Annotated in this window: 23 protein-coding genes; 18 read left to right on the top strand and 5 right to left on the bottom strand. The window is 59.2% G+C overall.

All coding sequences use genetic code 11. The annotated features are described in order from the left end of the window. Positions 1-155: 155 nt before the first annotated feature. Positions 156-1,526: a CYTH domain-containing protein gene (locus GTU76_RS16565; protein ID WP_016983808.1), complete on the bottom strand. Its 1,371-nt coding sequence runs from the start codon at positions 1,524-1,526 to the stop codon at positions 156-158. A 155-nt stretch (positions 1,527-1,681) separates the two neighbouring features. On the opposite strand from GTU76_RS16565, the gene argE reads away from it, so the two are divergent. Beyond that, on the top strand, positions 1,682-2,827 hold the full coding sequence (gene argE / locus GTU76_RS16560; protein WP_180699081.1) for an acetylornithine deacetylase: 1,146 nt from the start codon (positions 1,682-1,684) through the stop codon (positions 2,825-2,827). A 243-nt stretch (positions 2,828-3,070) separates the two neighbouring features. Then, positions 3,071-4,369, top strand: coding sequence for an amino-acid N-acetyltransferase (argA, locus tag GTU76_RS16555; protein ID WP_007913824.1), 1,299 nt, complete (start codon positions 3,071-3,073; stop codon positions 4,367-4,369). 83 nt (positions 4,370-4,452) lie between these two features. Here the strand turns inward: argA and tauA are convergent, their stop codons facing one another. Next, positions 4,453-5,442 carry a taurine ABC transporter substrate-binding protein gene (gene tauA / locus GTU76_RS16550; protein WP_026000502.1) on the bottom strand — a complete coding sequence of 330 codons (990 nt, stop codon included), beginning with the start codon at positions 5,440-5,442 and terminating at the stop codon, positions 4,453-4,455. A gap of 364 nt (positions 5,443-5,806) precedes the next feature. On the opposite strand from tauA, the gene GTU76_RS16545 reads away from it, so the two are divergent. From GTU76_RS16545 to GTU76_RS16510, 8 genes are all read left to right on the top strand, one after another. Next, the gene (locus GTU76_RS16545) at positions 5,807-7,162 is read left to right on the top strand and encodes an OprD family porin (RefSeq protein ID WP_016983805.1); all 1,356 of its coding nucleotides are present in this window, start codon (positions 5,807-5,809) and stop codon (positions 7,160-7,162) included. A gap of 295 nt (positions 7,163-7,457) precedes the next feature. Beyond that, entirely contained in the window at positions 7,458-8,096 is a 639-nt protein-coding gene (locus GTU76_RS16540; RefSeq protein WP_034151974.1) for a peroxiredoxin, read from the top strand. A gap of 318 nt (positions 8,097-8,414) precedes the next feature. Continuing rightward, a complete protein-coding gene (gene ssuE, locus GTU76_RS16535; RefSeq protein ID WP_034151973.1) occupies positions 8,415-9,008 on the top strand; it encodes an NADPH-dependent FMN reductase in 594 nt (197 codons plus the stop codon). 91 nt (positions 9,009-9,099) lie between these two features. Further along, positions 9,100-10,065: a sulfonate ABC transporter substrate-binding protein gene (locus GTU76_RS16530; protein WP_099757462.1), complete on the top strand. Its 966-nt coding sequence runs from the start codon at positions 9,100-9,102 to the stop codon at positions 10,063-10,065. 25 nt (positions 10,066-10,090) lie between these two features. After that, entirely contained in the window at positions 10,091-11,239 is a 1,149-nt protein-coding gene (gene ssuD, locus GTU76_RS16525) for an FMNH2-dependent alkanesulfonate monooxygenase (RefSeq protein ID WP_018928626.1), read from the top strand. A gap of 8 nt (positions 11,240-11,247) precedes the next feature. Beyond that, the gene (gene ssuC, locus GTU76_RS16520) at positions 11,248-12,030 is read left to right on the top strand and encodes an aliphatic sulfonate ABC transporter permease SsuC (RefSeq protein WP_003229260.1); all 783 of its coding nucleotides are present in this window, start codon (positions 11,248-11,250) and stop codon (positions 12,028-12,030) included. Further along, positions 12,027-12,833 carry an aliphatic sulfonates ABC transporter ATP-binding protein gene (gene ssuB / locus GTU76_RS16515; RefSeq protein ID WP_180699080.1) on the top strand — a complete coding sequence of 269 codons (807 nt, stop codon included), beginning with the start codon at positions 12,027-12,029 and terminating at the stop codon, positions 12,831-12,833. The genes ssuC and ssuB overlap by 4 nt, the downstream gene beginning before the upstream one ends. Before the next feature lie 27 nt (positions 12,834-12,860). After that, complete coding sequence (locus GTU76_RS16510; protein WP_003229256.1) at positions 12,861-13,076, top strand: TOBE domain-containing protein; 216 nt, start codon at positions 12,861-12,863, stop codon at positions 13,074-13,076. Between the two features lie 138 nt (positions 13,077-13,214). Here GTU76_RS16510 and GTU76_RS16505 read toward each other — a convergent pair whose 3' ends face one another. Both GTU76_RS16505 and GTU76_RS16500 read right to left on the bottom strand, forming a co-directional pair. Beyond that, positions 13,215-13,841: a TetR/AcrR family transcriptional regulator gene (locus tag GTU76_RS16505; protein ID WP_016983802.1), complete on the bottom strand. Its 627-nt coding sequence runs from the start codon at positions 13,839-13,841 to the stop codon at positions 13,215-13,217. Between the two features lie 141 nt (positions 13,842-13,982). Continuing rightward, positions 13,983-15,359, bottom strand: coding sequence for a glutamine synthetase family protein (locus GTU76_RS16500; protein WP_007913842.1), 1,377 nt, complete (start codon positions 15,357-15,359; stop codon positions 13,983-13,985). A gap of 278 nt (positions 15,360-15,637) precedes the next feature. On the opposite strand from GTU76_RS16500, the gene GTU76_RS16495 reads away from it, so the two are divergent. From GTU76_RS16495 to GTU76_RS16460, 8 genes are all read left to right on the top strand, one after another. Continuing rightward, a complete protein-coding gene (locus GTU76_RS16495; protein ID WP_157786257.1) occupies positions 15,638-15,994 on the top strand; it encodes a glutamine amidotransferase in 357 nt (118 codons plus the stop codon). Positions 15,995-16,088: 94 nt separating this feature from the next. Then, entirely contained in the window at positions 16,089-17,447 is a 1,359-nt protein-coding gene (locus GTU76_RS16490) for a glutamine synthetase family protein (protein ID WP_007913846.1), read from the top strand. Positions 17,448-17,504: 57 nt separating this feature from the next. Continuing rightward, a complete protein-coding gene (locus tag GTU76_RS16485) occupies positions 17,505-18,869 on the top strand; it encodes an aspartate aminotransferase family protein (RefSeq protein ID WP_180699079.1) in 1,365 nt (454 codons plus the stop codon). A 172-nt stretch (positions 18,870-19,041) separates the two neighbouring features. Further along, positions 19,042-20,154, top strand: coding sequence for a polyamine ABC transporter substrate-binding protein (locus GTU76_RS16480; protein WP_008085325.1), 1,113 nt, complete (start codon positions 19,042-19,044; stop codon positions 20,152-20,154). Between the two features lie 188 nt (positions 20,155-20,342). After that, the gene (locus tag GTU76_RS16475) at positions 20,343-21,440 is read left to right on the top strand and encodes a polyamine ABC transporter substrate-binding protein (protein ID WP_180699078.1); all 1,098 of its coding nucleotides are present in this window, start codon (positions 20,343-20,345) and stop codon (positions 21,438-21,440) included. Positions 21,441-21,506: 66 nt separating this feature from the next. Beyond that, complete coding sequence (locus GTU76_RS16470; protein WP_007913856.1) at positions 21,507-22,649, top strand: ABC transporter ATP-binding protein; 1,143 nt, start codon at positions 21,507-21,509, stop codon at positions 22,647-22,649. A gap of 35 nt (positions 22,650-22,684) precedes the next feature. After that, positions 22,685-23,566, top strand: a complete 882-nt coding sequence (locus tag GTU76_RS16465) for an ABC transporter permease subunit (RefSeq protein WP_180699085.1) — start codon at positions 22,685-22,687, stop codon at positions 23,564-23,566. Beyond that, complete coding sequence (locus GTU76_RS16460) at positions 23,563-24,453, top strand: ABC transporter permease subunit (protein ID WP_180699077.1); 891 nt, start codon at positions 23,563-23,565, stop codon at positions 24,451-24,453. Before GTU76_RS16465 ends, GTU76_RS16460 begins: the two co-directional genes overlap by 4 nt. Before the next feature lie 148 nt (positions 24,454-24,601). Here the strand turns inward: GTU76_RS16460 and GTU76_RS16455 are convergent, their stop codons facing one another. Next, positions 24,602-25,240, bottom strand: a complete 639-nt coding sequence (locus tag GTU76_RS16455; protein WP_175555584.1) for an HD domain-containing protein — start codon at positions 25,238-25,240, stop codon at positions 24,602-24,604. Between the last annotated feature and the right edge of the window lie 10 nt (positions 25,241-25,250).

Genomic DNA, 25,250 nt, shown 5'->3' with positions numbered 1-25,250 from the left:
CACTAGCCCGCAAGCTTGCCCGGGTGGTATTTGCTCTGCTGAAAAATCAGAGCGAATACTCACCTAAAGCCGTTTAGGGGCTAGGCATGAACCATAGAATCTCCCACAGGGGATTGCATTCCAAAGTGGGAGCGAGCCTGCTCGCGAAAGCGGTGTTACATGCGCAGGAGCATTTTCCACGCGCGATTCTGGTAAACCGCAATCGCCTGCTGCTTGCGCGCGTCGAGCAGTTCGTCAGTGATCGTCGGTTCGTTGGCCAGTTGCGCTAGCTTGTTCAGCTCGCCGTACAGACGGTCCATTTCCGCGATGTCCAGCACGTTACGAGCATGGTGCAGCCAGACCTGGATGCGCTCGATACGCGGCAGTTGCTCAGCCAGATCTTCCGGCTGCTGCTGATAACGCTGCAATTGCAGGGCCGTCGCTTCTTCGCCCAATGTGCGCGGCAACCAGCTGTGCAACTGCGCGCCGCCCTGACGATTACCACGTACGTTACGATCGGCGGTCCAGGTGCGAGCCAGCAGCCAACGCGAAGTGTTCAGTGAGAACGAGCCCCAGCGCGGGTCTTCGAGTTCTTCGAGGAACTGCTCCGGTGCGGCTTTGCGCACGTCTTCATCTTCGATACCGGCCTGCACCAGCGGGCGCCAGTCTTCCAGCAACGCATCCAGGGCAACGCGCAAATCGTGAGTCGACTGACGCGGAGCGGCCTGGCCGAGGCTGCTGAGCAGTGCGCGCAGTTCCGCGAGGTTCTCGACCCAGTCGAGCAACAGGCGCCAGTGGCCATTGAAACGGTACTGTTCTGCCAGACGCTGGCTGCTGCCGAGCAAGTGCCAGCTCAGTGCGGCGAAAGCGTCGTCGAGTTGGGTTTCCGGGGTCAACTCCGGCGCCGGCAGGCTCAGCGAGTAGCTGTTGGCGTCGTACAGACGATAACCGCGCTCAGCCTTGCTGATGTCGCACGGCATCAGGGCCAGGGTTTCGGCCAGTTCAGCGGCCAGTTCCAGCAGCGCGGCAGGTTCGCCCTCGCGCAGTTCCAGTTCCAGCTCGCAGATTTCTTCTTTCTGCTTGCCGACGACCACGTGACCGAGGTCCAGCGCGGCTTCGATGACCACTTTGGACTTGCCACGACCCCAGGCGATTTCGGCGCGTTCGCGGACGAAATCGGTGGTGAAGATCGGCTTGAGGGTTTTCTTGTCCAGTTCGGCCAGCGACTCGGGCCAGCATTCGCCGTCGAGTTTCTTCACGTCGAGCTTGGCTTTTGGCAACTTCCAGTCGTATTCATTGCGCTCGGACAGGCCGGCAACGCTCTGGCCACGGGTCTTGAGGGTCTGAATCACTTCGTCACCGTCCTTGCGCAGGCGCAGGGCGACTTTGGCCTGGGCCAGGTCGCGCTCAGGGGTGTCGAAGTACTGGTTCATCAACTCACGGCGTTCCCAGCCACTTTTGTTGCGTTTCTTCAGTAACGGGTGCTCGCGCAGGGCGGCGAGGGTTTCGCGGCTGACGCGGAGTTTGATTTCGGTTTCTTTCTGCATGGCCGGAAAATCCAGGATCGGGAGCGCAGCCGGGGAATATGTGGCTGCCAAGGCCGTGCAGTGTACAGGACTGATTCGTCCTACGCCCTGCGGCGGTTTATTCCTGACGCCGGATGGTTCTATGATGGACTTCAAATCGGGAGTTGGAGTCAGCGATGCCTTTGCCGTCCATGCAAGACCAGTTCGCTGCGCTGATCGCCGCGCCATCGGTCAGCTGTACCCAGCCGAACCTCGATCAGTCCAACCGCGCGGTGATCGATTTGCTCGCCGGCTGGCTGGGTGACCTGGGTTTCAGCTGCGACATCCAGCAGGTCAGCCCCGGCAAGTTCAACCTGCTCGCCAGTTTCGGCAGCGGTCCCGGCGGGCTGGTGCTGGCCGGCCACAGCGACACGGTGCCGTACGACGATGCGTTGTGGCAGACCGATCCACTGAAGCTCACCGAAGTCGGTGGCCGCTGGGTCGGCCTCGGCAGTTGCGACATGAAGGGCTTCTTCGCGTTGATCATCGAAGCGGTGTTGCCTCTGCTCGATCAGCCTTTCAAGCAACCGCTGCTGATCCTCGCTACCTGCGATGAAGAAAGCTCGATGTCTGGCGCCCGCGCACTGGCCGAGGCCGGGCGCCCGCTGGGTCGTGCGGCGGTAATCGGCGAGCCGACCGGGCTCAAGCCGATCCGCATGCACAAAGGCATCATGATGGAGCGCATCGACATTCTCGGGCAGAGCGGCCATTCGTCGGATCCGCGCCTGGGCCACAGTGCTCTTGAAGCCATGCACGATGCGATTGGCGAACTGCGTGGCTTGCGCCTGTTGTGGCAGCGTGAATTCAATAATCCGCAGTTCAGCGTGCCGCAGCCAACGATGAACTTTGGCTGCATTCATGGCGGCGACAATCCCAACCGTATCTGCGGCCAGTGTTCGCTGGAGTTTGATCTGCGGCCGTTGCCGGGCATGGACCCGAAAGTCCTGCGTGCGGAGATTCTGCGCAAGCTCAACCCGGTGGCCGAGCGACATCAGGTGAAGATCGATTACAAACCGTTGTTCCCGGAAGTGCCGCCGTTCGAGCAGGATGAAGACGCTGAACTGGTGCGCATCGCCGAAAAGCTCACCGGTCACAGCGCCGAAGCAGTAGCGTTTGGAACCGAAGCGCCTTATCTTCAGCGCCTTGGCTGCGAAACCATCGTGCTCGGCCCCGGCGACATTGCGTGCGCGCATCAGCCCGGCGAGTACCTTGAAATGTCACGTTTGCAGCCTACCGTGCATCTATTACGGCAACTGATTGAACATTACTGCCTGAAGAATTGAACGGCTCCCTTGTAGGAGCTGCCGAAGGCTGCGATCTTTTGATTTTGTTTTGAAGATCAAGATCAAAAGATCGCAGCCTACGGCAGCTCCTACAGCGGCAGCCGTTAAATTAGTGGGAATCCAACCCGTATTCATGAGGAGAGCGCGCGTGTCGCCAAGCCTGTTCCGACGATAACCATCAGCCAGCTGTGCGTTTTCCGTTTCGCCCCTTTTTAGGCTGCTATTTATTACAGGCCCAGGTTCATGCCCGAATACGTCAATTGGCTTCGTCACGCGTCCCCTTACATCAATGCCCACCGCGACTGCACCTTCGTCGTCATGCTGCCCGGCGACGGCGTGGAGCATCCGAATTTCGGCAACATCGTCCACGACATCGTCCTGCTGCACAGCCTCGGCGTGCGCCTGGTGCTGGTGCACGGTTCGCGCCCGCAGATTGAAACCCGCCTCGCCGCGCGTGGGCTGACCCCGCATTACCACCACGGCATGCGCATCACCGATGCGGCAACGCTGGAATGTGTAATCGATGCGGTCGGCCAATTGCGCATCGCCATCGAAGCGCGTTTGTCGATGGACATGGCTTCGTCGCCGATGCAGGGTTCGCGTTTGCGCGTGGCCAGCGGCAACCTCGTCACCGCACGGCCGATCGGCGTGCTCGAAGGCGTTGACTATCACCACACCGGCGAAGTGCGCCGGGTCGACCGCAAGGGCATCAATCGTCTGCTCGATGAGCGTTCGATCGTGCTGCTGTCGCCGCTGGGCTACTCGCCAACCGGGGAAATCTTCAACCTCGCTTGCGAAGACGTCGCCACCCGCGCCGCCATCGACCTCGGCGCGGACAAGTTGCTGCTGTTCGGTGCTGATCTCGGTCTGATCGACGAAAACGGCAAACTGGTGCGCGAACTGCGCCCGCAACAGGTGCCGGCGCATTTGCAACGCCTTGGCAGCAACTATCAGGCGGAACTGCTGGATGCCGCCGCCGAGGCTTGCCGTGGCGGTGTGGCGCGCAGCCATATCGTCAGTTACGCCGAAGACGGCGCGCTGCTGACCGAGCTGTTCACCCGTGACGGTGGCGGTACGCTGGTTGCGCAAGAGCAATTCGAACTGGTCCGCGAGGCGGCGATTGAAGACGTCGGTGGCTTGCTCGACTTGATCAGTCCGCTGGAAGAGCAGGGGATTCTGGTGCGTCGCTCGCGCGAAGTGCTGGAACGCGAGATCGAGCAGTTCAGCGTGGTCGAGCGTGAAGGCATGATCATCGCCTGCGCGGCGCTGTATCAGATTGCCGATTCCGATGCCGGTGAATTGGCGTGTCTGGCGGTGAATCCGGAGTATCGCCACGGCGGTCGCGGTGATGAACTGCTGGAACGTATCGAAACTCGCGCACGGGCGCAGGGTTTGAAGACCTTGTTCGTCCTCACCACGCGCACCGCGCACTGGTTCCGTGAGCGCGGGTTCGAGCCGAGCAGCGTTGAACGCCTGCCGGCGGCCCGAGCTTCGCTGTACAACTTTCAGCGTAATTCGAAGATCTTCGAAAAAACTCTGTAACCGAGGCGCTCCATTCGCGAGCAGGCTCGCTCCCACTCCTGTGGGAGCGACGGTGCGACGATTCGACCTGCTCGCGAAGCTTTTTACTGGGCGATGAACTTCGCGCTGACGTACGGTGAGTAGTCCGGCAGCACCGTTTCAACCTTGCCCTGTTCCTTCAAAAACTTCGCCGTCTCGCCAATCGCCTTCGCTGTTCCGCCGTCGAGCAGCGCCGTGGTTTGTTGCGCCTTGGCGTCCGGGAACGCTGAACCTGCGAGCAATTCCGGTACATCGGCGGCATTGGCACCGGTCAGTTTGGCGATTTTCTGCACAGGTTCGGAGTCGGCTGTCCAGCTGTCTTTATGGCTGGCGTAATCGGCAAACGCGTCTAGAGTGACCTTGGCAAATTTGGCCACAACGTCAGGATGCTTTTCGGCGAAGTCTTTACGGGCAACCCAAACCTCGAAGGTTGGCGCGCCCCACTGGCCGACCTGCGCGGCATCAGTCAGGGTTTTGCCGGTCTTGCGGATTTCACCCAGCGCCGGCGACCAAACAAACGCACCATCGATATCCCCACGCTTCCACGCGGCGGCGATCTCTGCGGGTTGCAGGTTCACGACTTTGACTTTCGAAGTGTCCAGACCCCAGTGCTTGAGGGCGCCGAGCAGGCTGTAGTGGGAGGTGGAAACGAACGGCGTGGCGATGGTTTTGCCGACCAGATCCTGCGGAGTATTGATGCCGCTGCCATTACGCACTACCAAGGCTTCGGCGGCATTGATCTGCGCTGAAACGATGAACGCCACGATCGGCAGATTGCGCGACGCCGCCGCTGCCAAAGGGCTGGAACCGAGGTTGCCGATCTGCACGTCACCGGAAGCAATGGCTGTCACAACTTCCGGGCCGCTGTTAAAGCGGCGCCAGTCGATTTTCTCGCCGATGGTCTTCTCGTAGACGCCGTCAGCCTGGGGGACTTTGCTCGGGTCGATACCGGTTTGATAACCCACGGTGAGGCTGGCGGCATGGGCAGAAAAAGAAATCAGAGCTGACACACAAACTGTAACAAATTGACTAGATAGTGCGCGTTTGGCCATCATGGCGTCGCCTTTTCGATAGGGTTTGACGAATTGCGGTTGCGCCAAAGCTAATCGATATAAAAAAAGGCTAACAAATACCATTTAGGAATGAGCTTAGTCGCCGATACGCTGTTTCCCGGCGGAGGTGGCACGATACTGGCCATATTCCGAAATGATATGAAAAAGAATGAATAAATTCTTTTTGGGTTTATCAGGAAATCTTTACTCTGCACGGACCAAATCACTGCGATTAGACCTTGGTCGTAGACACACAAGGTTACGATTGACTTGTCAGTCACGCTCTGGCGCTAATCGCGCATCTTAGGACCCGGGGCATCAGACCCAGGGCCAGGAACACAAGAATTAGAAACGAGAGGAGCTTTACATGAACAAGTCCACCTTGGCCCTGGCTGTGGCCGTAGGGGTTATGGCGCAGCAGGCAGGCGCCGCCGGTTTCATCGAAGACAGCAAAGCTACTTTGGGGCTGCGTAACTTCTACATCAACACTGATAACCGTAGCGGAACAAACGAACCAAGCCGCAACGAAGAGTGGGGCCAAGGCTTCGATCTGCGTTTCATTTCCGGCTATACCCAAGGCACCGTTGGTTTTGGTATCGACGCCATCGGCCTGCTGGGCGTACGTCTGGATTCGGGCGGCGGCACCAACGGTAACGTTACCGCTGCTGGCAAACCTGGTCCTGCTTACGGCGGCACTGTTTTCCCAAGCGAATCCAATGGCCAAGCGGTCGATAACTTCTCAAGCCTGGGCCTGACTGCCAAAGCCAAGATCTCCCAGACTGAGCTGAAGCTGGGTACTCTGCAGCCGAAGAACCCGGTTATCGTGACCAACGACGGTCGTCTGCTGCCACAGACCTGGCAGGGTGGCCAGATCACTTCCGGCGAGATCAAGGACCTGACCCTGGTCGGTGGTCAGATCGAGCACGCCAAAGGCCGTAACTCCAGCAACAATGAACAGCTGTCTATCAACGGCGCGGCACCGCGTACCGTTAACAGCAACAAGTTCATCTACGCCGGTGGTGACTACAAAATCACCAAAGACCTGACTGCCCAGTACTACTACGGCAACCTGGAAGATTTCTACAAGCAACACTTCCTGGGTCTGGTTCACAACTGGGCAATCGGCCCGGGCGTGCTGAAGTCTGACTTCCGTTACTTCAACAGCTCCGACGACGGCGCCAACGGCAACACCCCTGCTTACTTCAGCAGCGGTAACTATTCCGGTGTTGCCAGCGGTCGCGGTAAAGTCGACAACAACCTGTACAGCGGCCTGTTCCTGTACACCGTTGCAGGTCACACCTTCGGTGGTGGCTACCAGGTTTCCAACGGCAGCAGCGACTTCCCTTGGCTGAACCAGGGTGACGGCTCGTCGAACTACACCATCACCGACATGCAGATTCAGAAGTTCGGCCGTGCCGGCGAACGTACCTGGCAAGCTCGCTACTCGTATGACTTCGCCAAAGTCGGCGTACCAGGCCTGACCGCTGGTATGGTTTACCTGCGTGGCGACAACATCGACACCGTTACTTCCCGCGGTCTTGAAAACGGTAATGGCGACTCCGAGTGGGAACGTGACCTGACTGTCGGTTACGTCGTACCGGAAGGCCCGCTGAAAAACGTTGGCTTCATGTGGAAAAACGCTACCTGGCGTACCAACATCGCTGGCGTTCGCGACCAGGACGAAAACCGCCTGATCCTCAGCTACTCGATCCCGCTGCTGTAATAGCGCGTCTCGATTCGTTGATGTAAAAAAAGCCCCGTCCGGCATCGCGCCGGACGGGGCTTTGCGTTTTCGAGTCAGGCCCACCCCCGTAAGCCCTCCCCGAATTTCCCTCTTTTCAGCAACTCAAGGCCTTCTCGAACCTTGCGGCTGATGTTCGTCGGGATGCCTGCCAGCGTCCAGTGAACAGATGTTTAATATTCACTTATGATCTAGATATCTCATTATTTATTCTTTTTCATGATGGCAAATCCCGGGCTACAGTTGAGGTCTCGAACAACTCATCAGGAGCAGCACCATGAGCCTCAGACTCGGCGACATCGCCCCCGATTTCGAACAGGATTCCAGCGCCGGCAAGATTCGTTTCCACGAATGGCTGGGCGATAGCTGGGGCGTGCTGTTCTCCCACCCGGCGGACTTCACCCCGGTGTGCACCACTGAGCTGGGCTTCACCGCCAAGCTCAAGGATGAGTTCAGCAAACGCGGCGTCAAAGCCATCGCGCTGTCGGTCGACCCGGTGGATTCGCACCACAAGTGGATCGAAGACATCAACGAAACCCAGAACACTGTCGTCAACTTTCCGATCCTCGCCGATGCCGATCGCAAGGTCTCCGATCTCTATGATCTGATCCACCCGAACGCCAACGACACGCTGACCGTGCGTTCGCTGTTCGTGATCGATCCGAACAAGAAGATTCGATTGACCATCACGTATCCGGCGAGCACCGGGCGCAACTTCCACGAGATTCTGCGGGTGATCGATTCGCTGCAGCTCACCGACAACTACAAGGTGGCCACCCCGGCCAACTGGCAGGACGGTGAGGAGGTGGTGATCGTGCCTTCGCTCAAGGATGAAGACGAAATCAAAAAGCGCTTTCCGAAGGGCTATCGCGCGGTGAAACCGTACCTGCGCCTGACGCCACAGCCGAATAAGTGATCTCACCGGGCAGATCGTTCCCACGCTCCGCGTGGGAATGCCGCCCGTGACGCTCCGCGTCACAGTGGACGCGGAGCGTCCATGGATTCATTCCCACGCAGAGCGTGGGAACGATCAGTGGTAGCTACTAAGCAGGGGATTTCAGGTCGTTTCGACGGCCTTTTTTTTCGCCCGCAGTTTGCTGAAATGTATATCTCCAAAATGCATAACCAAATGAATAAATATGATTTATGGATATATAAATCAGCTGGTAAGGTCACTCCATCGAAGCGAGATCGCAACCCGCGAATCGCCTGTAACGCTTAAGGAATGGTCTTAATGCTGGTCGTCTCACTCGGTGGCAGCCCCAGCCTGCGCTCCCGTTCCGGGGTGCTGCTGGAGCGCTCGCAACGTTGGTTGCAGCAGCAAGGGGTGGAAGTGGTGAGTTATCAGGTGCGGGACTTCCCGGCCGAGGATTTACTCCATGCCCGCTTCGACAGCCCGAAGGTGCTCGACCTGCTGCAACAGATTGAAAACGCCGACGGTCTGCTGATCGCCACACCGGTTTACAAAGCGTCGTTCTCCGGCGCGTTGAAAACGCTGCTGGATCTGCTGCCCGAGCGCGCCCTGAACCACAAGATTGTCTTGCCGATGGCCACTGGCGGCAGCATCGCCCACATGCTGGTGGTCGATTACGCCCTCAAGCCTGTGTTGTCGGCGCTGAAAGCCCAGGAAATGCTTCAGGGGATTTTCGCCGAGGACAGCCAGATCGCTTACGGCGAAGGCAGTGCTGCGGCGCAACTGGCTCCAGCGCTGGAGCAGCGTCTGCATGAAGCGCTGGATCAGTTTGTCGGCGCCATGGCCCGTCGGCCGAAACCGCTGGAACCGGGCCTGTTGAACGAACGTTTGTTGAGTGCTCGCTGGAGCATTTAAGCCACACCCGCATTTGATGTACTTCACCTTACTCAGCCGCCAACGGCCAAGCAGGTGCAGCCAAAACCCAACAGCAAAAAAGGAGAGCGCTATGCGCACTGTATTTTTGCGTCGTGGTCTGGTCGCTCTGTTTGCTGCGGCTGTCACCTTCGGCGCCATCACTCAAGCTCAAGCCGAGACATTGCGGATCGGTTATCAGAAGTACGGCACGCTGGTGCTGCTCAAAGCCAAAGGCACTTTGGAAAAACGTCTGGCCGCCCAAGGCGTCGACGTGCAATGGACTGAATTCCCTGGCGGCCCGCAGCTGTTGGAAGGCCTGAACGTCGGCTCGATCGACTTCGGCGTCACTGGCGAAACTCCACCGGTGTTCGCTCAGGCGGCCGGCGCCGATCTGCTTTACGTCGCTTATGAACCACCCGCGCCGAACAGCGAAGCGATCCTTGTGCCGAAAGACTCGCCGATCAAATCGGTGGCCGATCTCAAAGGCAAGAAAGTCGCCCTGAACAAAGGCTCCAACGTCCACTACCTGCTGGTGCGTGCGCTGGAAGACGCCGGCCTCAAATACAGCGACATTCAAACCGTATTCCTGCCGCCGGCCGATGCGCGCGCCGCGTTCGAACGTGGCAGCGTCGACGCCTGGGTCATCTGGGATCCGTACCAGGCTGCGGCCGAGAAACAACTGCAAGCGCACACCCTGCGCGACGGCAAAGGCATCGTCGACAACCACCAGTTCTACCTCGCGACCAAGCCTTACGCCGAGAAAAATCCTCAGGTGATCAAAACCCTCGTTGAGGAAGTGCGCGCGGTCGGCGAATGGTCGAAGGCCAACCCCGAAGACGTGACCCAACAAGTCGCGCCACTGCTCGGCCTGCCGGCGGACATCACCCTGACCTCGGTGAAGCGCCAGGGCTACGGCGCGCTGTTCCTGACCCCGGAAGTGGTCGCCGCGCAGCAGAAAATCGCTGACACGTTCTTCCAGCTCAAGCTGATTCCCAAGCCGCTGAGCATCAAGGATGTGATCTGGACACCACCGGCCGCTGTGGCTAAAGCGCAGTAATTCGAATCCCCAAGGAGACCACTCCATGAGCCTCAATATCTTCTGGTTCCTGCCTACCCACGGCGACGGCCATTACCTTGGCACCGCCGAAGGCGCTCGCGCCGTCGACCACGGTTATTTGCAACAGGTCGCGCAAGCGGCGGATCGTCTGGGCTTCGGCGGTGTGCTGATCCCCACCGGCCGCTCCTGCGAAGACTCGTGGCTGGTGGCGGCTTCGCTGATCCCGGTGACCCAGCGTCTGAAGTTTCTTGTCGCCCTGCGCCCCGGGATCATTTCCCCGACGGTCGCGGCGCGGCAGGCCGCCACGCTGGATCGTCTGTCCGGTGGCCGTGCGCTGTTCAACCTCGTGACCGGCGGCGATCCGGAAGAATTGGCCGGCGACGGTCTGTTCCTCAGCCACGAAGAACGCTATCAAGCCTCGGTGGAATTCACCCGCATCTGGCGCCGTGTGCTGGAAGGCGAAACCGTTGATTACGACGGTCAGCACATCAGCGTGAAGGGCGCGAAATTGCTCTATCCGCCGATCCAGCAACCGCGTCCGCCGCTGTACTTCGGTGGCTCGTCGGAAGCAGCGCAGGACTTGGCCGCTGAACAAGTTGAGATGGTCCTGACCTGGGGCGAGCCGCCAGCAGCAGTCGCCGAGAAGATTGCACAAGTGCGCGCCAAAGCCGCCAAGCTTGGCCGCACCGTGCGCTTCGGCATTCGTCTGCACGTGATCGTCCGTGAAACCAATGCGGAAGCCTGGCAAGCGGCGGATCGGCTGATCTCGCACCTGGACGACGACACCATCGCTCGCGCTCAAGCGTCGCTGGCGCGTTTCGATTCGGTTGGCCAGCAACGCATGGCCGCACTGCACGGTGGCAGCCGCGACAACCTCGAAGTCAGCCCGAACCTCTGGGCCGGCGTCGGTCTGGTGCGCGGCGGTGCCGGTACGGCGCTGGTCGGCGATGGCCCGACTGTGGCCGCGCGTGTGAAGGAATACGCGGATCTGGGCATCGACACCTTCATCTTCTCCGGTTATCCACACCTCGAAGAATCGTATCGCGTCGCTGAACTGCTGTTCCCGCACCTCGACATCGAGCGTCCGGAACTGCCGAAAAGCGCCGGTTATGTCAGCCCGTTCGGCGAGATGGTCGCCAACGACATTCTTCCCAAAGCCGCGTCGCAGAGCTGAGGCGCGCCATGAAGAAAATCATCCACAGCCTCGCGCCCTGGGCGTTGCCGGTGTTGTTGCTGGCGGTGTGGCAGTTGTCGGTGTCGGCGGGTTGGTTGTCGACACGGATTCTGCCGGCACCGGTGGCGGTGATCGAAGCCGGCGTAAGCCTGGTGCGCAGCGGTGAAATCTGGACGCATCTGGCGATCAGCGGCTGGCGTGCGGCCCTCGGTTTCACCATCGGCGGCAGCATCGGTCTGGTCCTGGGCTTTATCACCGGCCTGTCGAAATGGGGCGAACGCCTGCTCGACAGCTCGGTGCAGATGATCCGCAACGTGCCGCATCTGGCGCTGATTCCGCTGGTGATCCTGTGGTTCGGCATCGACGAGTCAGCGAAGATTTTTCTGGTGGCGCTGGGCACGTTGTTCCCGATCTACCTCAACACTTATCACGGCATCCGCAACGTCGACCCTGCGCTGGTGGAGATGGCGCGCAGTTATGGCTTGAGCGGTTTCAGTCTGTTCTGGCAGGTGATTCTGCCGGGTGCGCTGCCTTCGATTCTGGTCGGTGTGCGTTTCGCCCTGGGCTTTATGTGGCTGACGCTGATCGTCGCCGAAACCATTTCCGCCAGCTCCGGCATCGGTTATCTGGCGATGAACGCCCGCGAGTTTTTGCAGACCGACGTGGTGGTGCTGGCGATCCTGCTTTACGCCGTGCTCGGCAAACTCGCCGACCTCGCCGCCCGTGGACTTGAGCGTGTGTGGTTGCGCTGGCACCCGGCTTATCAGGTTGCCAAAGGAGGTGCGGCATGACCGCTCAACAACCTCCACGCCTGCTGCGCGGGATTCCGCTGGCGGTGCGCAATCTGCAGAAAACCTTTGGCGCGCGGCAGGTGCTGCGTGACATTGATCTGCACATTCCGGCGGGGCAGTTCGTCGCCGTAGTCGGGCGCAGTGGCTGCGGCAAAAGTACCTTGCTGCGCTTGCTCGCCGGCCTCGATCAACCGACTGGCGGCGACTTGCTGGCCGGTTCTGCGCCGCTCAGTGATGCGCGGGAAGACACCCGATTGATGTTCCAGGAAGCGCGTTTGCTGCCATGGAAAAAGATCATCGACAACGTCGGCCTCGGCCTTAAAGGCAACTGGCGTCCGAAGGCGCTTGAAGCGCTGGACGCGGTGGGTCTGGCCTATCGGGCCAATGAGTGGCCGGCGGCGTTGTCTGGCGGACAGAAGCAGCGTGTCGCGCTGGCGCGGGCGCTGATCCATCAACCGCGGCTGCTGTTGCTCGATGAACCGCTCGGTGCACTGGATGCGCTGACCCGTATTGAAATGCAGCAACTGATCGAACGTCTCTGGCAGCAACACGGCTTCACCGTGCTGCTGGTGACCCACGACGTCAGCGAAGCGGTGGCGATTGCCGACCGGGTGATTCTGATCGAGGACGGCGAAGTCGGCCTCGACCTGCATGTGGAGCTGCCGCGGCCGCGGGTGCGTGGTTCGCACCGACTGGCAGCGCTGGAAACCGAAGTGCTTAACCGTGTTCTCTCCCTGCCCGGCGAACCGCCGGCGCCGGAACCTGTTTCACCACTGCCTACGCAACTGCGTTGGGCTCAATAACTCAAGCAAACGACAGGAATCATTGCCATGACTATCAAAGCCATCAACGTCCGTAACCAGTTCAAAGGCTCGATCAAGGAAATCGTCCTCGGCGACGTGCTGTCGGAAATCGACGTGCAGACCGCTTCGGGCATCGTCACTTCGGTGATCACCACCCGCTCGGTCAAAGAGCTGGAACTGGTGGTCGGCAGCGAAGTGATCGCGTTTGTGAAATCCACCGAGGTGTCGATCGCCAAGTTGTAAGCCAGTGAGTAAAAAACAACCCCGGAGGGCGTGAGCCCTTCGGGGTTTTTGTGTCTTGAAGAGCAAAAGATCGCAGCCTTCGGCAGCTCCTACAGGGGATTGCGTTCCAATGTAGGAGCTGCCGAAGGCTGCGATCTTTTAGCGTTTAGGCAGATACGGCGGCAGATACAGGCCGATATAAGCATCAAACACGCGCATTCCTTCCTCGGCCATGCGCGGAGTGATCTGCCCGTGCTGCTGCACCGAGCGCGCATAAACCCGGTCACCCAACTCCATCGCCAGGGCAAACACATCGACATCCTCCGGCAGCCTCGGCAACTCGAAGTGATGATCGAAGAGCTTGTGCATCAGATCGCCCAACTCAATATCGTGCTGGCGGTCAGCCTGGGTCACTTCGGTCAAACCATGTTGCGCGAGGATCAACTGCCGTGCGGCGGCGTCTTCGTCGTAGATCTCCAGCATCCGTTGTTCGACCAGTCGCGACAGATCACGCCAGTCATGCAAGGCTTCATGATCGATCGGTGCTTGCAGGCAGGCACGGAACGCCGCGTGTACGTCTGCCGTCAGCGCCTCAAGCAGCGCCGGGACGCTGGCAAAGAAGTGGTACACGGAGGAGGGCGGAATCTGCGCGCGCTCGGCAACGCTGTAGATCGACAGACTCGCCACACCCTCGGCGGCCAGCAGCGTACGCGCGGCGTCGAGTATCGAATCGATGCGCGCCTGGCTGCGGGCACGGGGTTTGCGGACGGGGGCGGGTCGCGTCATGGAAGTCTCCTGCGGGGCAGCGGGCATTGTACGAGCCGGCTTGTGTGTTGTCTTGTCGGCCAGCGAACCGCCGCAGGCGGCCATAAAAAAACGCCGTTGGCTGAATCAGCCAACGGCGTTTTTCCTGAAGCTGCAATCCGCTTAAACGGTATGCAGATACCAGTTGTACTCAAGGTCGGAGATGGAGTGTTCAAACTCCTCCAGCTCGCTTTCCTTGCAGGCGACGAAGATATCGATGTACTTCGGATCGATGTACTTGGCCATCACCTCGCTGTCGTCCAGCTCGCGCAGGGCATCGCGCAAGTTGTTCGGCAGGCTTTGCTCGTTCTGCTCGTAGCTGTTGCCTTCGACTGGCGCGCCCGGCTCGATCTTGTTGGTCAGACCGTGATGCACGCCGGCCAGTACCGAAGCCATCAACAGATACGGGTTGGCGTCAGCACCGGCCACGCGGTGTTCGATACGCACGGCATCGGACGAGCCGGTCGGTACGCGAATCGCCACGGTGCGGTTGTCCAGGCCCCAGCACGGTGAGTTCGGCACGTAGAACTGTGCGCCGAAACGACGGTACGAGTTGACGTTCGGGCAGAGGAAAGCCATCTGCGCGGGCAGGGTCTCGAGCACACCGCCGATCGCGTGACGCAGCGCGGCGTTCTGCTCGGGATCCTCGCTGGCAAAAATGTTTTTGCCTTCTTTATCCAGAATCGAAATGTGTACGTGCAGACCATTACCTGCCTGGCCCGGGTACGGCTTGGCCATGAAGGTGGTGTCCATTTCATGGTCGTAGGCGATGTTCTTGATCAGGCGCTTGAGCAGTACCGCGTAGTCGCAGGCCTTGATCGGGTCGGCGACGTGGTGCAGGTTCACTTCGAACTGCGCCGGGGCACTTTCCTTGACGATGGCGTCGGCTGGGATGCCTTGCTCTTTGGCACCTTCCAGAATGTCCTGGAGGCAGTCGACGTATTCGTCGAGGTCGTCGATCAGGTAAACCTGAGTCGAGTGCGGACGTTTGCCGGAGATCGGCGAGCGTGGCGGCTGTGGACGGCCGTTCACGTTTTCCTGGTCGATCAGGTAGAACTCGAGTTCGAAGGCGGCGCAGATGGTCAGGCCGAGCTCGTCAAACTTTGCAACAACTTGACGGAGCACTTCGCGCGGATCGGCGAAGAAAGGATCGCCTTCGAGTTCGTGCATGGTCATCAACAGTTGCGCGGTCGGGCGCTTCTGCCATGGCTCGTTGCACAGGGTATCGGGGATCGGATAGCAGATACGATCGGCGTCGCCGATGTCCAGGCCCAGGCCGGTGCTTTCCACCGTTGAACCGTTGATATCCAGAGCAAATAGAGAGGCCGGCAGGTTGATGCCTTTCTCGTAAACCTTGTGGAGGCTGGTGCGTTCAATGCGCTTGCCGCGCACCACACCATTCATATCCGCAATCAGAAGGTCAACGTACAGAACCTCAGGATGTTCCTTAAGGAACGCGTTCGCTTCGTTAAGCTGAACGGCACGCGGGGGTACCGACATGATGCAACACCTTTGTTGTTAAAAATATCAATCATTGATCTTTTCTGGTTTCAGTCAACCCGAACGGCCTGCCGAAGTCAAGCGAGGCCTTTTTTGCCCTAAAAAAGCGCTGTGAGGGCATTTATGGGGCATTTTCGGGTGTTTTTTTGTCCTTGGGAGACTGTGCACCCGCAGGCTTGAGCAGGCCGTGTTGTATTTTTTACGGGGGTGTTGTGTAAAAAAATGAACAAGGCTAAGCTCCGATCAAACCCATAACAGCAATAATACCGGGGTGCTTCATGTCTCGCCTGCCGTTAATCGGCATCACCGACTGCTCGCAACAGTCCGGTCTGCATGCTCATCACATCAGTGGCGACAAATCCGTCCGTAGCGCAGCCAGCAAGGCTTGCCGCTTGCCGACGATGTTCCCGTCCATGGCCGTTCAAGCGCCAGCGTCCGATATTCTGGACGTACGGGAAAGCATCCTGTTTATGGCGTCTCCTTCCACTATAGATCGCTTTCATTTCCAAAGCCTGTGCGGCTTCCTCAGCCGTGCTCATGATTCTGCACGCCTTGAGTGTGCACAGGAAATGCAACGCCAGCGTAAAGGGCAGGTAAGCTCCTCTTTCATTGTCTATGCGCGGTGCCCGGCGTAAGCCCGCACTGCGCACAAGCAAGCCCCCTTTAACGCGACGCCCCGGCGTCAAACTTTGCCTGACACACGTCAGGAGACTCAGCCCAGAGGCATTTATGAGTAACAACCTCGACCAGCTCACCGATTGGTTGAAAGACCACAAGATCACAGAAGTCGAATGCATGATCGCCGACTTGACCGGGATCACCCGGGGCAAGATTTCGCCGACCAACAAGTTCATCGCCGAAAAAGGCATGCGCCTGCCCGAGAGCGTGCTGCTGCAGACCGTGACCGGCGACTACGTCGAAGACGACATCTATTACGAACTGCTCGACCCGGCCGACATCGACATGATCTGCCGCCCCGACCAGAACGCCGTGTACATGGTGCCATGGGCTATCGAGCCGACTGCGCAGGTGATCCACGACACCTACGACAAGCAAGGCAACCCGATCGAACTGTCGCCACGCAACGTCCTCAAAAAAGTTCTGAAACTCTATGCCGACAAGGGCTGGCAGCCGATCGTGGCGCCTGAAATGGAGTTCTACCTGACCAAGCGCAGCGACGACCCTGACTATCCGTTGCAGCCGCCGATTGGCCGCTCGGGCCGTCCGGAAATCGGTCGTCAGTCGTTCTCCATTGAAGCGGCGAACGAATTCGATCCGCTGTTCGAAGACGTCTACGACTGGTGCGAACTGCAGGAGCTGGACCTCGACACGCTGATCCACGAGGACGGTACGGCGCAGATGGAAATCAACTTCCGTCACGGCGACGCACTGTCGCTGGCCGACCAGATTCTGGTGTTCAAACGCACCATGCGCGAAGCCGCGCTCAAGCACGACGTGGCCGCGACTTTCATGGCCAAGCCGATGACCGGTGAGCCAGGCAGTGCGATGCACTTGCACCAGAGCATCATCGACATCGAGACCGGCAAGAACGTCTTCTCCAACGAAGACGGGACCATGAGCCAGTTGTTCCTGCACCACATCGGTGGTTTGCAGAAACTGATTCCTGAGTTGTTGCCGCTGTTCGCGCCGAACGTCAATTCGTTCCGCCGCTTCCTGCCGGACACCTCGGCACCGGTCAACGTCGAGTGGGGCGAAGAGAACCGCACCGTCGGCCTGCGCGTACCGGATGCCGGCCCGCAGAACCGCCGCGTGGAAAACCGCTTGCCGGGCGCCGACGCCAACCCGTACCTGGCGATTGCCGCGAGCCTGCTCTGCGGTTACATCGGCATGGTCGAAGGTCTCAACCCGAGCGCGCCAGTGGTGGGTCGTGGTTACGAGCGCCGCAACCTGCGCCTGCCGTTGACCATCGAAGATGCGCTGGAGCGCATGGAAAACAGCGCGACCATCGAGAAGTACCTGGGCAAAACCTTCATCACTGGCTACGTCGCGGTAAAACGGGCCGAGCATGAAAACTTCAAGCGCGTGATCAGTTCCTGGGAGCGTGAGTACCTGCTCTTCGCCGTCTGATACGCCAGGCGCGGCCCTGAAAAAGCCGCGCCTTCACCGATAACAAGGAGAATTGGCATGACCAGCAACAACCCGCAAACCCGCGAGTGGCAAGCACTCAGCAATGATCACCACCTGGCCCCGTTCAGCGACTTCAAGCAGCTGAAAGAGAAAGGCCCGCGGATCATCACCAACGCCAAGGGCGTTTACCTGTGGGACAGCGAAGGCAACAAGATTCTCGACGGCATGGCCGGGCTGTGGTGCGTGGCCATCGGTTACGGTCGCGATGAGCTGGCCGATGCGGCTGCCAAACAGATGCGTGAGCTGCCGTACTACAACCTGTTTTTCCAGACCGCGCACCCGCCGGCACTGGAACTGGCCAAGGCAATCGCCGACGTGGCACCGGAAGGCATGAACCATGTGTTCTTCACCGGTTCCGGTTCCGAAGGCAACGACACCATGCTGCGCATGGTTCGCCACTATTGGGCGATCAAGGGCCAGCCGAACAAGAAAGTCATCATCAGCCGCAAGAACGGTTATCACGGTTCGACCGTGGCCGGCGCGAGCCTTGGTGGCATGACTTATATGCACGAACAAGGCGACTTGCCGATCCCGGGCATCGTCCACATCGCGCAGCCGTACTGGTTTGCCGAAGGCGGCGACATGTCCCCGGAAGAGTTCGGCATCTGGGCAGCCAATCAGCTGGAAGAGAAGATTCTCGAAGTCGGCGTCGACAACGTCGGTGCTTTTATTGCCGAGCCGATCCAGGGTGCCGGCGGTGTGATCATTCCGCCCGACAGCTACTGGCCGCGCATCAAGGAAATCCTCGCCAAGTACGACATCCTGTTCGTGGCGGACGAAGTGATCTGCGGTTTCGGCCGCACCGGTGAGTGGTTCGGTAGCGATTTCTACGATCTCAAACCCGACATGATGACCATCGCCAAAGGCCTGACCTCAGGCTACATCCCGATGGGTGGCCTGATCGTGCGCGATAGCGTGGTTGCGGTGCTCAATGAAGGTGGCGATTTCAACCACGGCTTCACTTACTCCGGTCACCCGGTGGCGGCAGCGGTGGGCCTGGAAAACATCCGCATCCTGCGCGATGAAAAAATTATCGAGAACGCGCACAACGAAACGGCACCGTATTTGCAGAAACGTCTGCGGGAACTGAACGATCACCCGTTGGTGGGTGAAGTTCGCGGGGTTGGTCTGTTGGGCGCGATCGAGCTGGTGCAGGACAAGGCCACGCGCAAGCGTTACGAAGGCAGGGGCGTCGGCATGATCTGCCGCCAGTTCTGCTTCGACAACGGCCTGATCATGCGCGCTGTGGGCGACACCATGATCATCGCGCCGCCGCTGGTGATCAGCAAAGCCGAGATCGATGAGCTGGTTACAAAGGCACGCAAGTGTCTGGACCTGACCCTCAGTGCGTTGCAGGGCTAAGTGCTAGGCTTTGAGCGGGGGAGCCGTGGCGCTCGCGCTCAAAGCTGTCAGAAAGGCTGGTCTTTTCTTGAAAGACCGCCTCGGATCTTGCCAGACTAGCCGCGGTTCCAGTTGTCCGGGTTCGGCCGCTGAACAAAGTGGTTCAAAAAAGAAAAATTTGGAGCATTAACGCATGAAGGCATTAGGCAAAAAGCTCGCTGGCAAGACTCTGCTCGCCATGTCCCTGATGGGAATCATGGCGGCTGCGGCTCAGGCGGACGACAAGGTGTTGCACGTCTACAACTGGTCCGACTACATCGCCCCGGACACCATCAAGAAGTTTGAAGACGAGTCGGGTATCAAAGTCGTCTACGACGTCTTCGACAGCAACGAAACCCTTGAAGCCAAACTGCTGGCTGGCAAGTCCGGCTACGACATCGTCGTACCGTCGAACAACTTCCTCGCCAAGCAGATCAAGGCCGGTGTCTACCAGAAGCTGGACAAGTCCAAGCTGCCTAACTGGAAGAACCTCAACACTGACTTGCTCAAAGCCGTGTCGGTCAGCGACCCGGGCAACGAGCATGCCTTCCCGTACATGTGGGGCTCGATCGGTATTGGCTTCAACGCCGAGAAGGTCAAGGCTGCACTGGGCGCCGACGCGCCGGTCGATTCGTGGGATCTGATCTTCAAGCCGGAAAACGCGGCCAAGTTGAAATCCTGCGGCATCAGCCTGCTCGACTCGCCAACCGAGATGATTCCGGTGGCGCTGCACTACCTGGGCCTGCCAACCGACAGCCAGAAGAAAGAAGACATCGACAAGGCTGAAGCGCTGATCATGAAGGTGCGTCCTTCGATCGCCTACTTCCACTCGTCCAAGTACATCTCCGACCTGGCCAACGGCAACATCTGTGTGGCTGTGGGTTACTCGGGTGACATCTACCAGGCCAAGTCGCGCGCTGCTGAAGCCGGTGACAAGGTGAAAGTCAGCTACAACATTCCGAAAGAAGGTGCCGGCAGCTTCTACGACATGGTCGCCATCCCTAAAGATGCCGAAAACGTCGAAGGCGCCTACAAGTTCATGACCTTCCTGCAGAAGCCGGAAATCATGGCGGAAATCACCAACGCCGTACGCTTCCCGAACGGTAACGCCGCTGCAACCCCACTGGTTGATAAAGACATCACCAGCGACCCGGGCGTTTACCCACCGGCTGACGTGCTGGCCAAGCTGTACGCGATTGCCGACTTGCCGGCCGCGACTCAGCGCATCCTGACCCGCAGCTGGACCAAGATCAAATCGGGTAAATAAGCCGGTTTGAGGCAACAACCGTTGGCCGTCATGCCCTGCGCGGGCGGCCAGCGGATCAATTAAATGACAGGAAGTTTTGCAGGAACGGTTTTTCGAGGGTAAGTTGCGCGCCGGTTTTGTTGCCGGGCAGCCATCGCTGTCATGCAGCGCGGGGCAACTTGGGCCCAACTAATTTAGAGGACCTCCACTTGCCTATTTTTTCTTCTTTGCGCAAAGCCCTGCTGGCCACTGCCGGCCTGACAGTTGCTGTCGGAGCCCAGGCCGCCGGTACGGTGCATATTTATAACTGGTCCGATTACATCGGCGAGACCACGCTGGCCGACTTCCAGAAAGAGACCGGGATCAAACCGGTCTACGACGTGTTCGACTCCAACGAAACCCTGGAAGGCAAGCTGCTGGCCGGGCGCACCGGTTACGACGTGGTCGTGCCGTCGAACCACTTCCTCGGCAAGCAGATCAAGGCGGGCGCGTTCCAGAAGCTCGACAAGGCGCAACTGCCGAATTATTCCAATCTCGACCCTGCGCTGCTCAAGCGTCTGGAGCAAAACGATCCGGGCAACCTGTACGCCGTGCCGTACCTGTGGGGCACCAACGGCATCGGTTACAACGTCGATAAAGTGAAGGCCGTTTTGGGTGTCGACAAGATCGATTCCTGGGGCGTTTTGTTCGAACCTGAGAACATCAAGAAGCTGCAAAGCTGCGGCGTGGCGTTCCTCGATTCGGCGGATGAAATGATGCCGACCGTGCTCAACTATCTGGGCCTGAATGCCAACAGCACCAACCCCAAGGACTACGAAAAAGCCACCGACAAATTGCTCGCGGTGCGTCCTTACGTGACCTACTTCCACTCCTCGAAATACATCGGTGATCTGGCCAACGGCGACATCTGCGTAGCCATCGGTTTCTCTGGCGATATCTTCCAGGCGAAGAACCGCGCAGCCGAAGCCAAGAAGGGCGTGAACATCGCCTACACGGTGCCGAAAGAGGGTGGCGCCTTGTGGTTCGACATGCTGGCAATCCCCAAGGATTCGTCGAACGTGAAGCAGGCCCATGCCTTCATCAACTATCTGCTGAAACCTGAGGTGATCGCTCAGGTCAGTGACTACGTCGGTTATGCCAATCCCAATCCGGGTTCGGACAAGTTGATGGAACAATCCATCCGCACCGATGCGTCGGTGTATCCGCCGCAGGCCGTTATCGACAAGGCCTACGTATCGACCGAGTTGCCACCGAACATTCAGCGCCTGATGACCCGCAGCTGGACCAAGGTCAAGTCGGGGATGTAAGGCACACACTATCCTGGGTTCGCCTTGCGGGGCGAACTGCATTGTTTTTTTCTGGGAGTTTCGTAAATGGCAGTTGCCTCCGGCGCCTATAAGAAAGCCCTCGAGGGCGACCAGACACCGAAACAGGTGTTGGTCAAAATCGACCGGGTCACGAAGAAGTTCGACGAGACGATTGCCGTGGACGATGTGTCCCTGGAAATCAAGAAAGGCGAAATCTTCGCCCTGCTCGGCGGTTCGGGATCGGGCAAATCCACTCTGCTGCGGATGCTGGCAGGGTTCGAACGGCCCACGGAGGGGCGCATTTTTCTCGACGGCGTCGACATCACCGACATGCCGCCGTACGAACGTCCGATCAACATGATGTTCCAGTCGTACGCCTTGTTCCCGCACATGACCGTGGCGCAGAACATCGCCTTCGGCCTCAAGCAGGACAAGATTCCGGCCGCTGAAGTCGATGCCCGCGTGGCCGAGATGCTCAAGCTGGTGCAGATGAGCCAATACGCCAAGCGCAAGCCGCATCAACTGTCCGGCGGTCAGCGTCAGCGTGTGGCACTGGCCCGCTCGCTGGCCAAGCGGCCGAAGCTGCTGTTGCTTGATGAGCCGATGGGCGCACTGGACAAGAAACTACGTTCGCAGATGCAGCTGGAACTGGTCGAGATCATCGAACGCGTCGGCGTGACCTGCGTAATGGTGACCCACGACCAGGAAGAGGCCATGACCATGGCCGAGCGCATCGCGATCATGCACCTGGGCTGGATCGCCCAGATCGGCAGCCCGATCGACATCTACGAAACCCCGACCAGCCGTCTGGTCTGCGAATTCATCGGCAACGTCAATATCTTCGAAGGCGAAGTGATCGACGACGCCGAAGGCCATGCGACCATCACCTGTAAAGACCTCGACCGGCAGATCTACGTCGGCCACGGCATCAGTACTTCGGTGCAGGACAAATCGGTGACTTACGCGATCCGTCCGGAGAAGCTGCTGGTCACCGCCGATCAACCGACCTGTGAATACAACTGGTCGAGCGGCAAGGTGCACGACATCGCCTACCTCGGCGGGCACTCGGTGTTCTACGTTGAATTGCCGAGCGGCAAACTGGTGCAGTCGTTTGTGGCCAACGCCGAACGTCGCGGCGCGCGTCCGACCTGGGGTGATCAGGTCTACGTGTGGTGGGAAGACGACAGCGGCGTGGTACTGCGCTCATGAACATGCGCAAATTCAAACGCCGCATCAACCGAATAATCCCCAATGGCCGGCAGTTGGTCATCGGGGTCCCGTTCATCTGGCTGTTTCTGTTCTTCATGCTGCCGTTCTTCATCGTTCTGAAGATCAGCTTCGCCGAAGCCGACGTGGCCATTCCGCCGTACACCGAGATCTACACGTACGCCGAACAGAAGCTGCAACTGCTGCTGAACCTGGGCAACTACGCGATGCTGGCGGGCGACGAGTTGTACATCGCCGCTTACCTTGGCTCGCTGAAGATGGCGCTGATCAGCACCATTCTCTGTCTGGTCATCGGTTACCCGATGGCCTACGCCATCGCCACCGCCCGTAAAGAGATGCAAACGGTGCTGGTGCTGCTGATCATGATGCCGACCTGGACCGCGATCCTGATCCGCGTTTACGCGTGGATGGGCATTCTCAGCAACAACGGCCTGCTCAACGGTTTCCTGATGAGCATGGGTTTCATCGACGAGCCTTTGCAGATCCTCAACACCAACCTGGCGGTGTACATCGGTGTCGTTTACTCGTACCTGCCGTTCATGATCCTGCCGCTGTATGCCAACCTGGTGAAGCACGATCACAGTCTGCTGGAAGCGGCCTCCGACCTCGGTTCGAGCACCTTCAACAGCTTCTGGAAAATCACTATCCCGCTGTCCAAGAACGGCATTATTGCCGGCTGCATGTTGGTGTTCATCCCGGTGGTCGGTGAGTTCGTGATCCCGGAACTGCTCGGCGGTCCGGAAACCCTGATGATCGGTAAAGTGCTCTGGCAAGAGTTCTTCAACAACCGTGACTGGCCGGTAGCGTCCGCGCTGGCGGTGGTGATGCTGGCGATCCTGATTGTGCCGATCATTCTGTTCAACCGCAGTCAGGCCAAGGAAATGGAGGGTAAAGAATGAAGCGCATCCGTTTCTCCAGCCTGATGCTGGTCCTCGGTTTGTTGTTCATCTACCTGCCGATGCTGATCCTGGTGATCTACTCGTTCAACGCCTCGAAACTGGTGACGGTGTGGGGCGGCTGGTCGATCAAGTGGTACGTCGGCCTGCTCGACAACACGCAACTGATGGGCTCGGTGCTGCGCTCGCTGGAAATCGCCTGCTACACCGCGGTGGCAGCGGTGGCGCTGGGCACCCTGGCGGCGTTCGTGCTGACCCGCATCACCCGCTTCAAGGGCCGCACGCTGTTTGGCGGCCTGGTGACAGCGCCGTTGGTGATGCCCGAAGTCATCACCGGTCTGTCGCTGTTGCTGCTGTTCGTGGCCATGGCGCAGATGATCGGCTGGCCACAGGAACGTGGCATCGTCACCATCTGGATCGCTCACACGACGTTCTGTGCGGCGTATGTGGCGGTGGTGGTGTCGGCGCGTCTGCGTGAGCTGGACCTGTCGATCGAAGAAGCGGCGATGGACCTCGGTGCACGGCCGTGGAAGGTGTTCTTTCTGATCACCATCCCGATGATCGCGCCATCGCTGGCGGCGGGCGGCATGATGTCGTTCGCGCTGTCGCTGGATGACCTGGTACTGGCGAGCTTCGTCTCGGGTCCTGGTTCGACGACCTTGCCGATGGAAGTGTTCTCGGCAGTGCGTCTGGGCGTGAAGCCTGAGATCAACGCCGTGGCCAGTCTGATTCTGCTGGCTGTGTCGATCGTGACCTTCATGGTCTGGTTCTTCAGCCGCCGTGCCGAAGAAGCGCGCAAGAAGGCCATTCAGCAAGCCATCGAAGAAAGCGCAGCCGATTCATGGAAGCAACCGGACGTGCGTCGCGCACCAAGCCCGGAGGCTGCGTAAGCCAATGGGGTTGATCAAAAATCTGTGATCAACCCCAATCCCTGTGGGAGCGAGCTTGCTCGCGAAGAGGGCGTGTCAGTCGACTGAAATGTTGGCTGACCCACCGCATTCGCGAGCAAGCTCGCTCCCACAGGTTTTTTGGTGATATTCAAGTCCAGGGTGAGTTGCGGATGACCTCGACAAAGTTCATCGGCTTGAACCCCGGCTCCTGATCCTTCAGCACATCCGTCTTCACATTGCCGAATGTGGTCTGCGGGCGATGACGCAAGCCATCGGCAAACGCGCAGATGATGCATTCCTTGAAGCCTTCCCCACGCGGGTGCGCATGCACCACCGCTTCACGCTGCACGGTGCTGAACGCCGCGTAATCCATCCCCAGCACATCCATCTCCACGCCGGCGGTCACCAGCGCCACGGTCGGACGCAGATGCTTCGGTACGCCCGGCGTGGTGTGCAGGGCAATCGACAGCCAGACCTGCTCGATGTCGTCATCGCTCAACCCGTACGGTTTGAGAAACGCTGCCGCCGCGTTCGCGCCGTCGACTTCAAAACGCTCGTCATCACTGCGATGACCTTCGACCAGACCGAGGTCATGGAACATTGCGCCGACGTACAACAGCTCCGGGTTGTAGGCCAGTTGCTGGCGCTCACCGCTCAGTGCGCCGAACAGGAATACCCGACGCGAATGGTGGTAGAGCAGGTCGGATTCGATGTCGCGGATGTACTCGGTGGTGGCCCGGGCGAGGGCGCTGTCGGGGATTTTGATGCCGGCAATGGTCGTGCTCATGGGAGGTTTC

Source organism: Pseudomonas crudilactis (assembly GCF_013433315.1).
GTDB classification, from domain to species: domain Bacteria; phylum Pseudomonadota; class Gammaproteobacteria; order Pseudomonadales; family Pseudomonadaceae; genus Aquipseudomonas; species Aquipseudomonas crudilactis.
This window is presented reverse-complemented; position numbering and strand designations above follow the sequence as displayed.

What these genes read in the sequence shown, in the direction of transcription:
- ssuD (WP_018928626.1), top strand. Translation starts at nt 10,091, where the DNA reads ATGAGCCTCAATATCTTCTGGTTCCTGCCTACCCACGGCGACGGCCAT.
- GTU76_RS16500 (WP_007913842.1), bottom strand. Translation starts at nt 15,359, where the DNA reads ATGTCGGTACCCCCGCGTGCCGTTCAGCTTAACGAAGCGAACGCGTTC.
- tauA (WP_026000502.1), bottom strand. Translation starts at nt 5,442, where the DNA reads ATGATGGCCAAACGCGCACTATCTAGTCAATTTGTTACAGTTTGTGTG.
- GTU76_RS16505 (WP_016983802.1), bottom strand. Translation starts at nt 13,841, where the DNA reads ATGACGCGACCCGCCCCCGTCCGCAAACCCCGTGCCCGCAGCCAGGCG.
- ssuC (WP_003229260.1), top strand. Translation starts at nt 11,248, where the DNA reads ATGAAGAAAATCATCCACAGCCTCGCGCCCTGGGCGTTGCCGGTGTTG.
- ssuE (WP_034151973.1), top strand. Translation starts at nt 8,415, where the DNA reads ATGCTGGTCGTCTCACTCGGTGGCAGCCCCAGCCTGCGCTCCCGTTCC.
- argE (WP_180699081.1), top strand. Translation starts at nt 1,682, where the DNA reads ATGCCTTTGCCGTCCATGCAAGACCAGTTCGCTGCGCTGATCGCCGCG.
- GTU76_RS16510 (WP_003229256.1), top strand. Translation starts at nt 12,861, where the DNA reads ATGACTATCAAAGCCATCAACGTCCGTAACCAGTTCAAAGGCTCGATC.
- GTU76_RS16490 (WP_007913846.1), top strand. Translation starts at nt 16,089, where the DNA reads ATGAGTAACAACCTCGACCAGCTCACCGATTGGTTGAAAGACCACAAG.
- argA (WP_007913824.1), top strand. Translation starts at nt 3,071, where the DNA reads ATGCCCGAATACGTCAATTGGCTTCGTCACGCGTCCCCTTACATCAAT.
- GTU76_RS16460 (WP_180699077.1), top strand. Translation starts at nt 23,563, where the DNA reads ATGAAGCGCATCCGTTTCTCCAGCCTGATGCTGGTCCTCGGTTTGTTG.
- GTU76_RS16470 (WP_007913856.1), top strand. Translation starts at nt 21,507, where the DNA reads ATGGCAGTTGCCTCCGGCGCCTATAAGAAAGCCCTCGAGGGCGACCAG.
- GTU76_RS16565 (WP_016983808.1), bottom strand. Translation starts at nt 1,526, where the DNA reads ATGCAGAAAGAAACCGAAATCAAACTCCGCGTCAGCCGCGAAACCCTC.
- GTU76_RS16530 (WP_099757462.1), top strand. Translation starts at nt 9,100, where the DNA reads ATGCGCACTGTATTTTTGCGTCGTGGTCTGGTCGCTCTGTTTGCTGCG.
- GTU76_RS16480 (WP_008085325.1), top strand. Translation starts at nt 19,042, where the DNA reads ATGAAGGCATTAGGCAAAAAGCTCGCTGGCAAGACTCTGCTCGCCATG.
- GTU76_RS16495 (WP_157786257.1), top strand. Translation starts at nt 15,638, where the DNA reads ATGTCTCGCCTGCCGTTAATCGGCATCACCGACTGCTCGCAACAGTCC.
- GTU76_RS16540 (WP_034151974.1), top strand. Translation starts at nt 7,458, where the DNA reads ATGAGCCTCAGACTCGGCGACATCGCCCCCGATTTCGAACAGGATTCC.
- GTU76_RS16545 (WP_016983805.1), top strand. Translation starts at nt 5,807, where the DNA reads ATGAACAAGTCCACCTTGGCCCTGGCTGTGGCCGTAGGGGTTATGGCG.
- GTU76_RS16455 (WP_175555584.1), bottom strand. Translation starts at nt 25,240, where the DNA reads ATGAGCACGACCATTGCCGGCATCAAAATCCCCGACAGCGCCCTCGCC.
- GTU76_RS16485 (WP_180699079.1), top strand. Translation starts at nt 17,505, where the DNA reads ATGACCAGCAACAACCCGCAAACCCGCGAGTGGCAAGCACTCAGCAAT.
- ssuB (WP_180699080.1), top strand. Translation starts at nt 12,027, where the DNA reads ATGACCGCTCAACAACCTCCACGCCTGCTGCGCGGGATTCCGCTGGCG.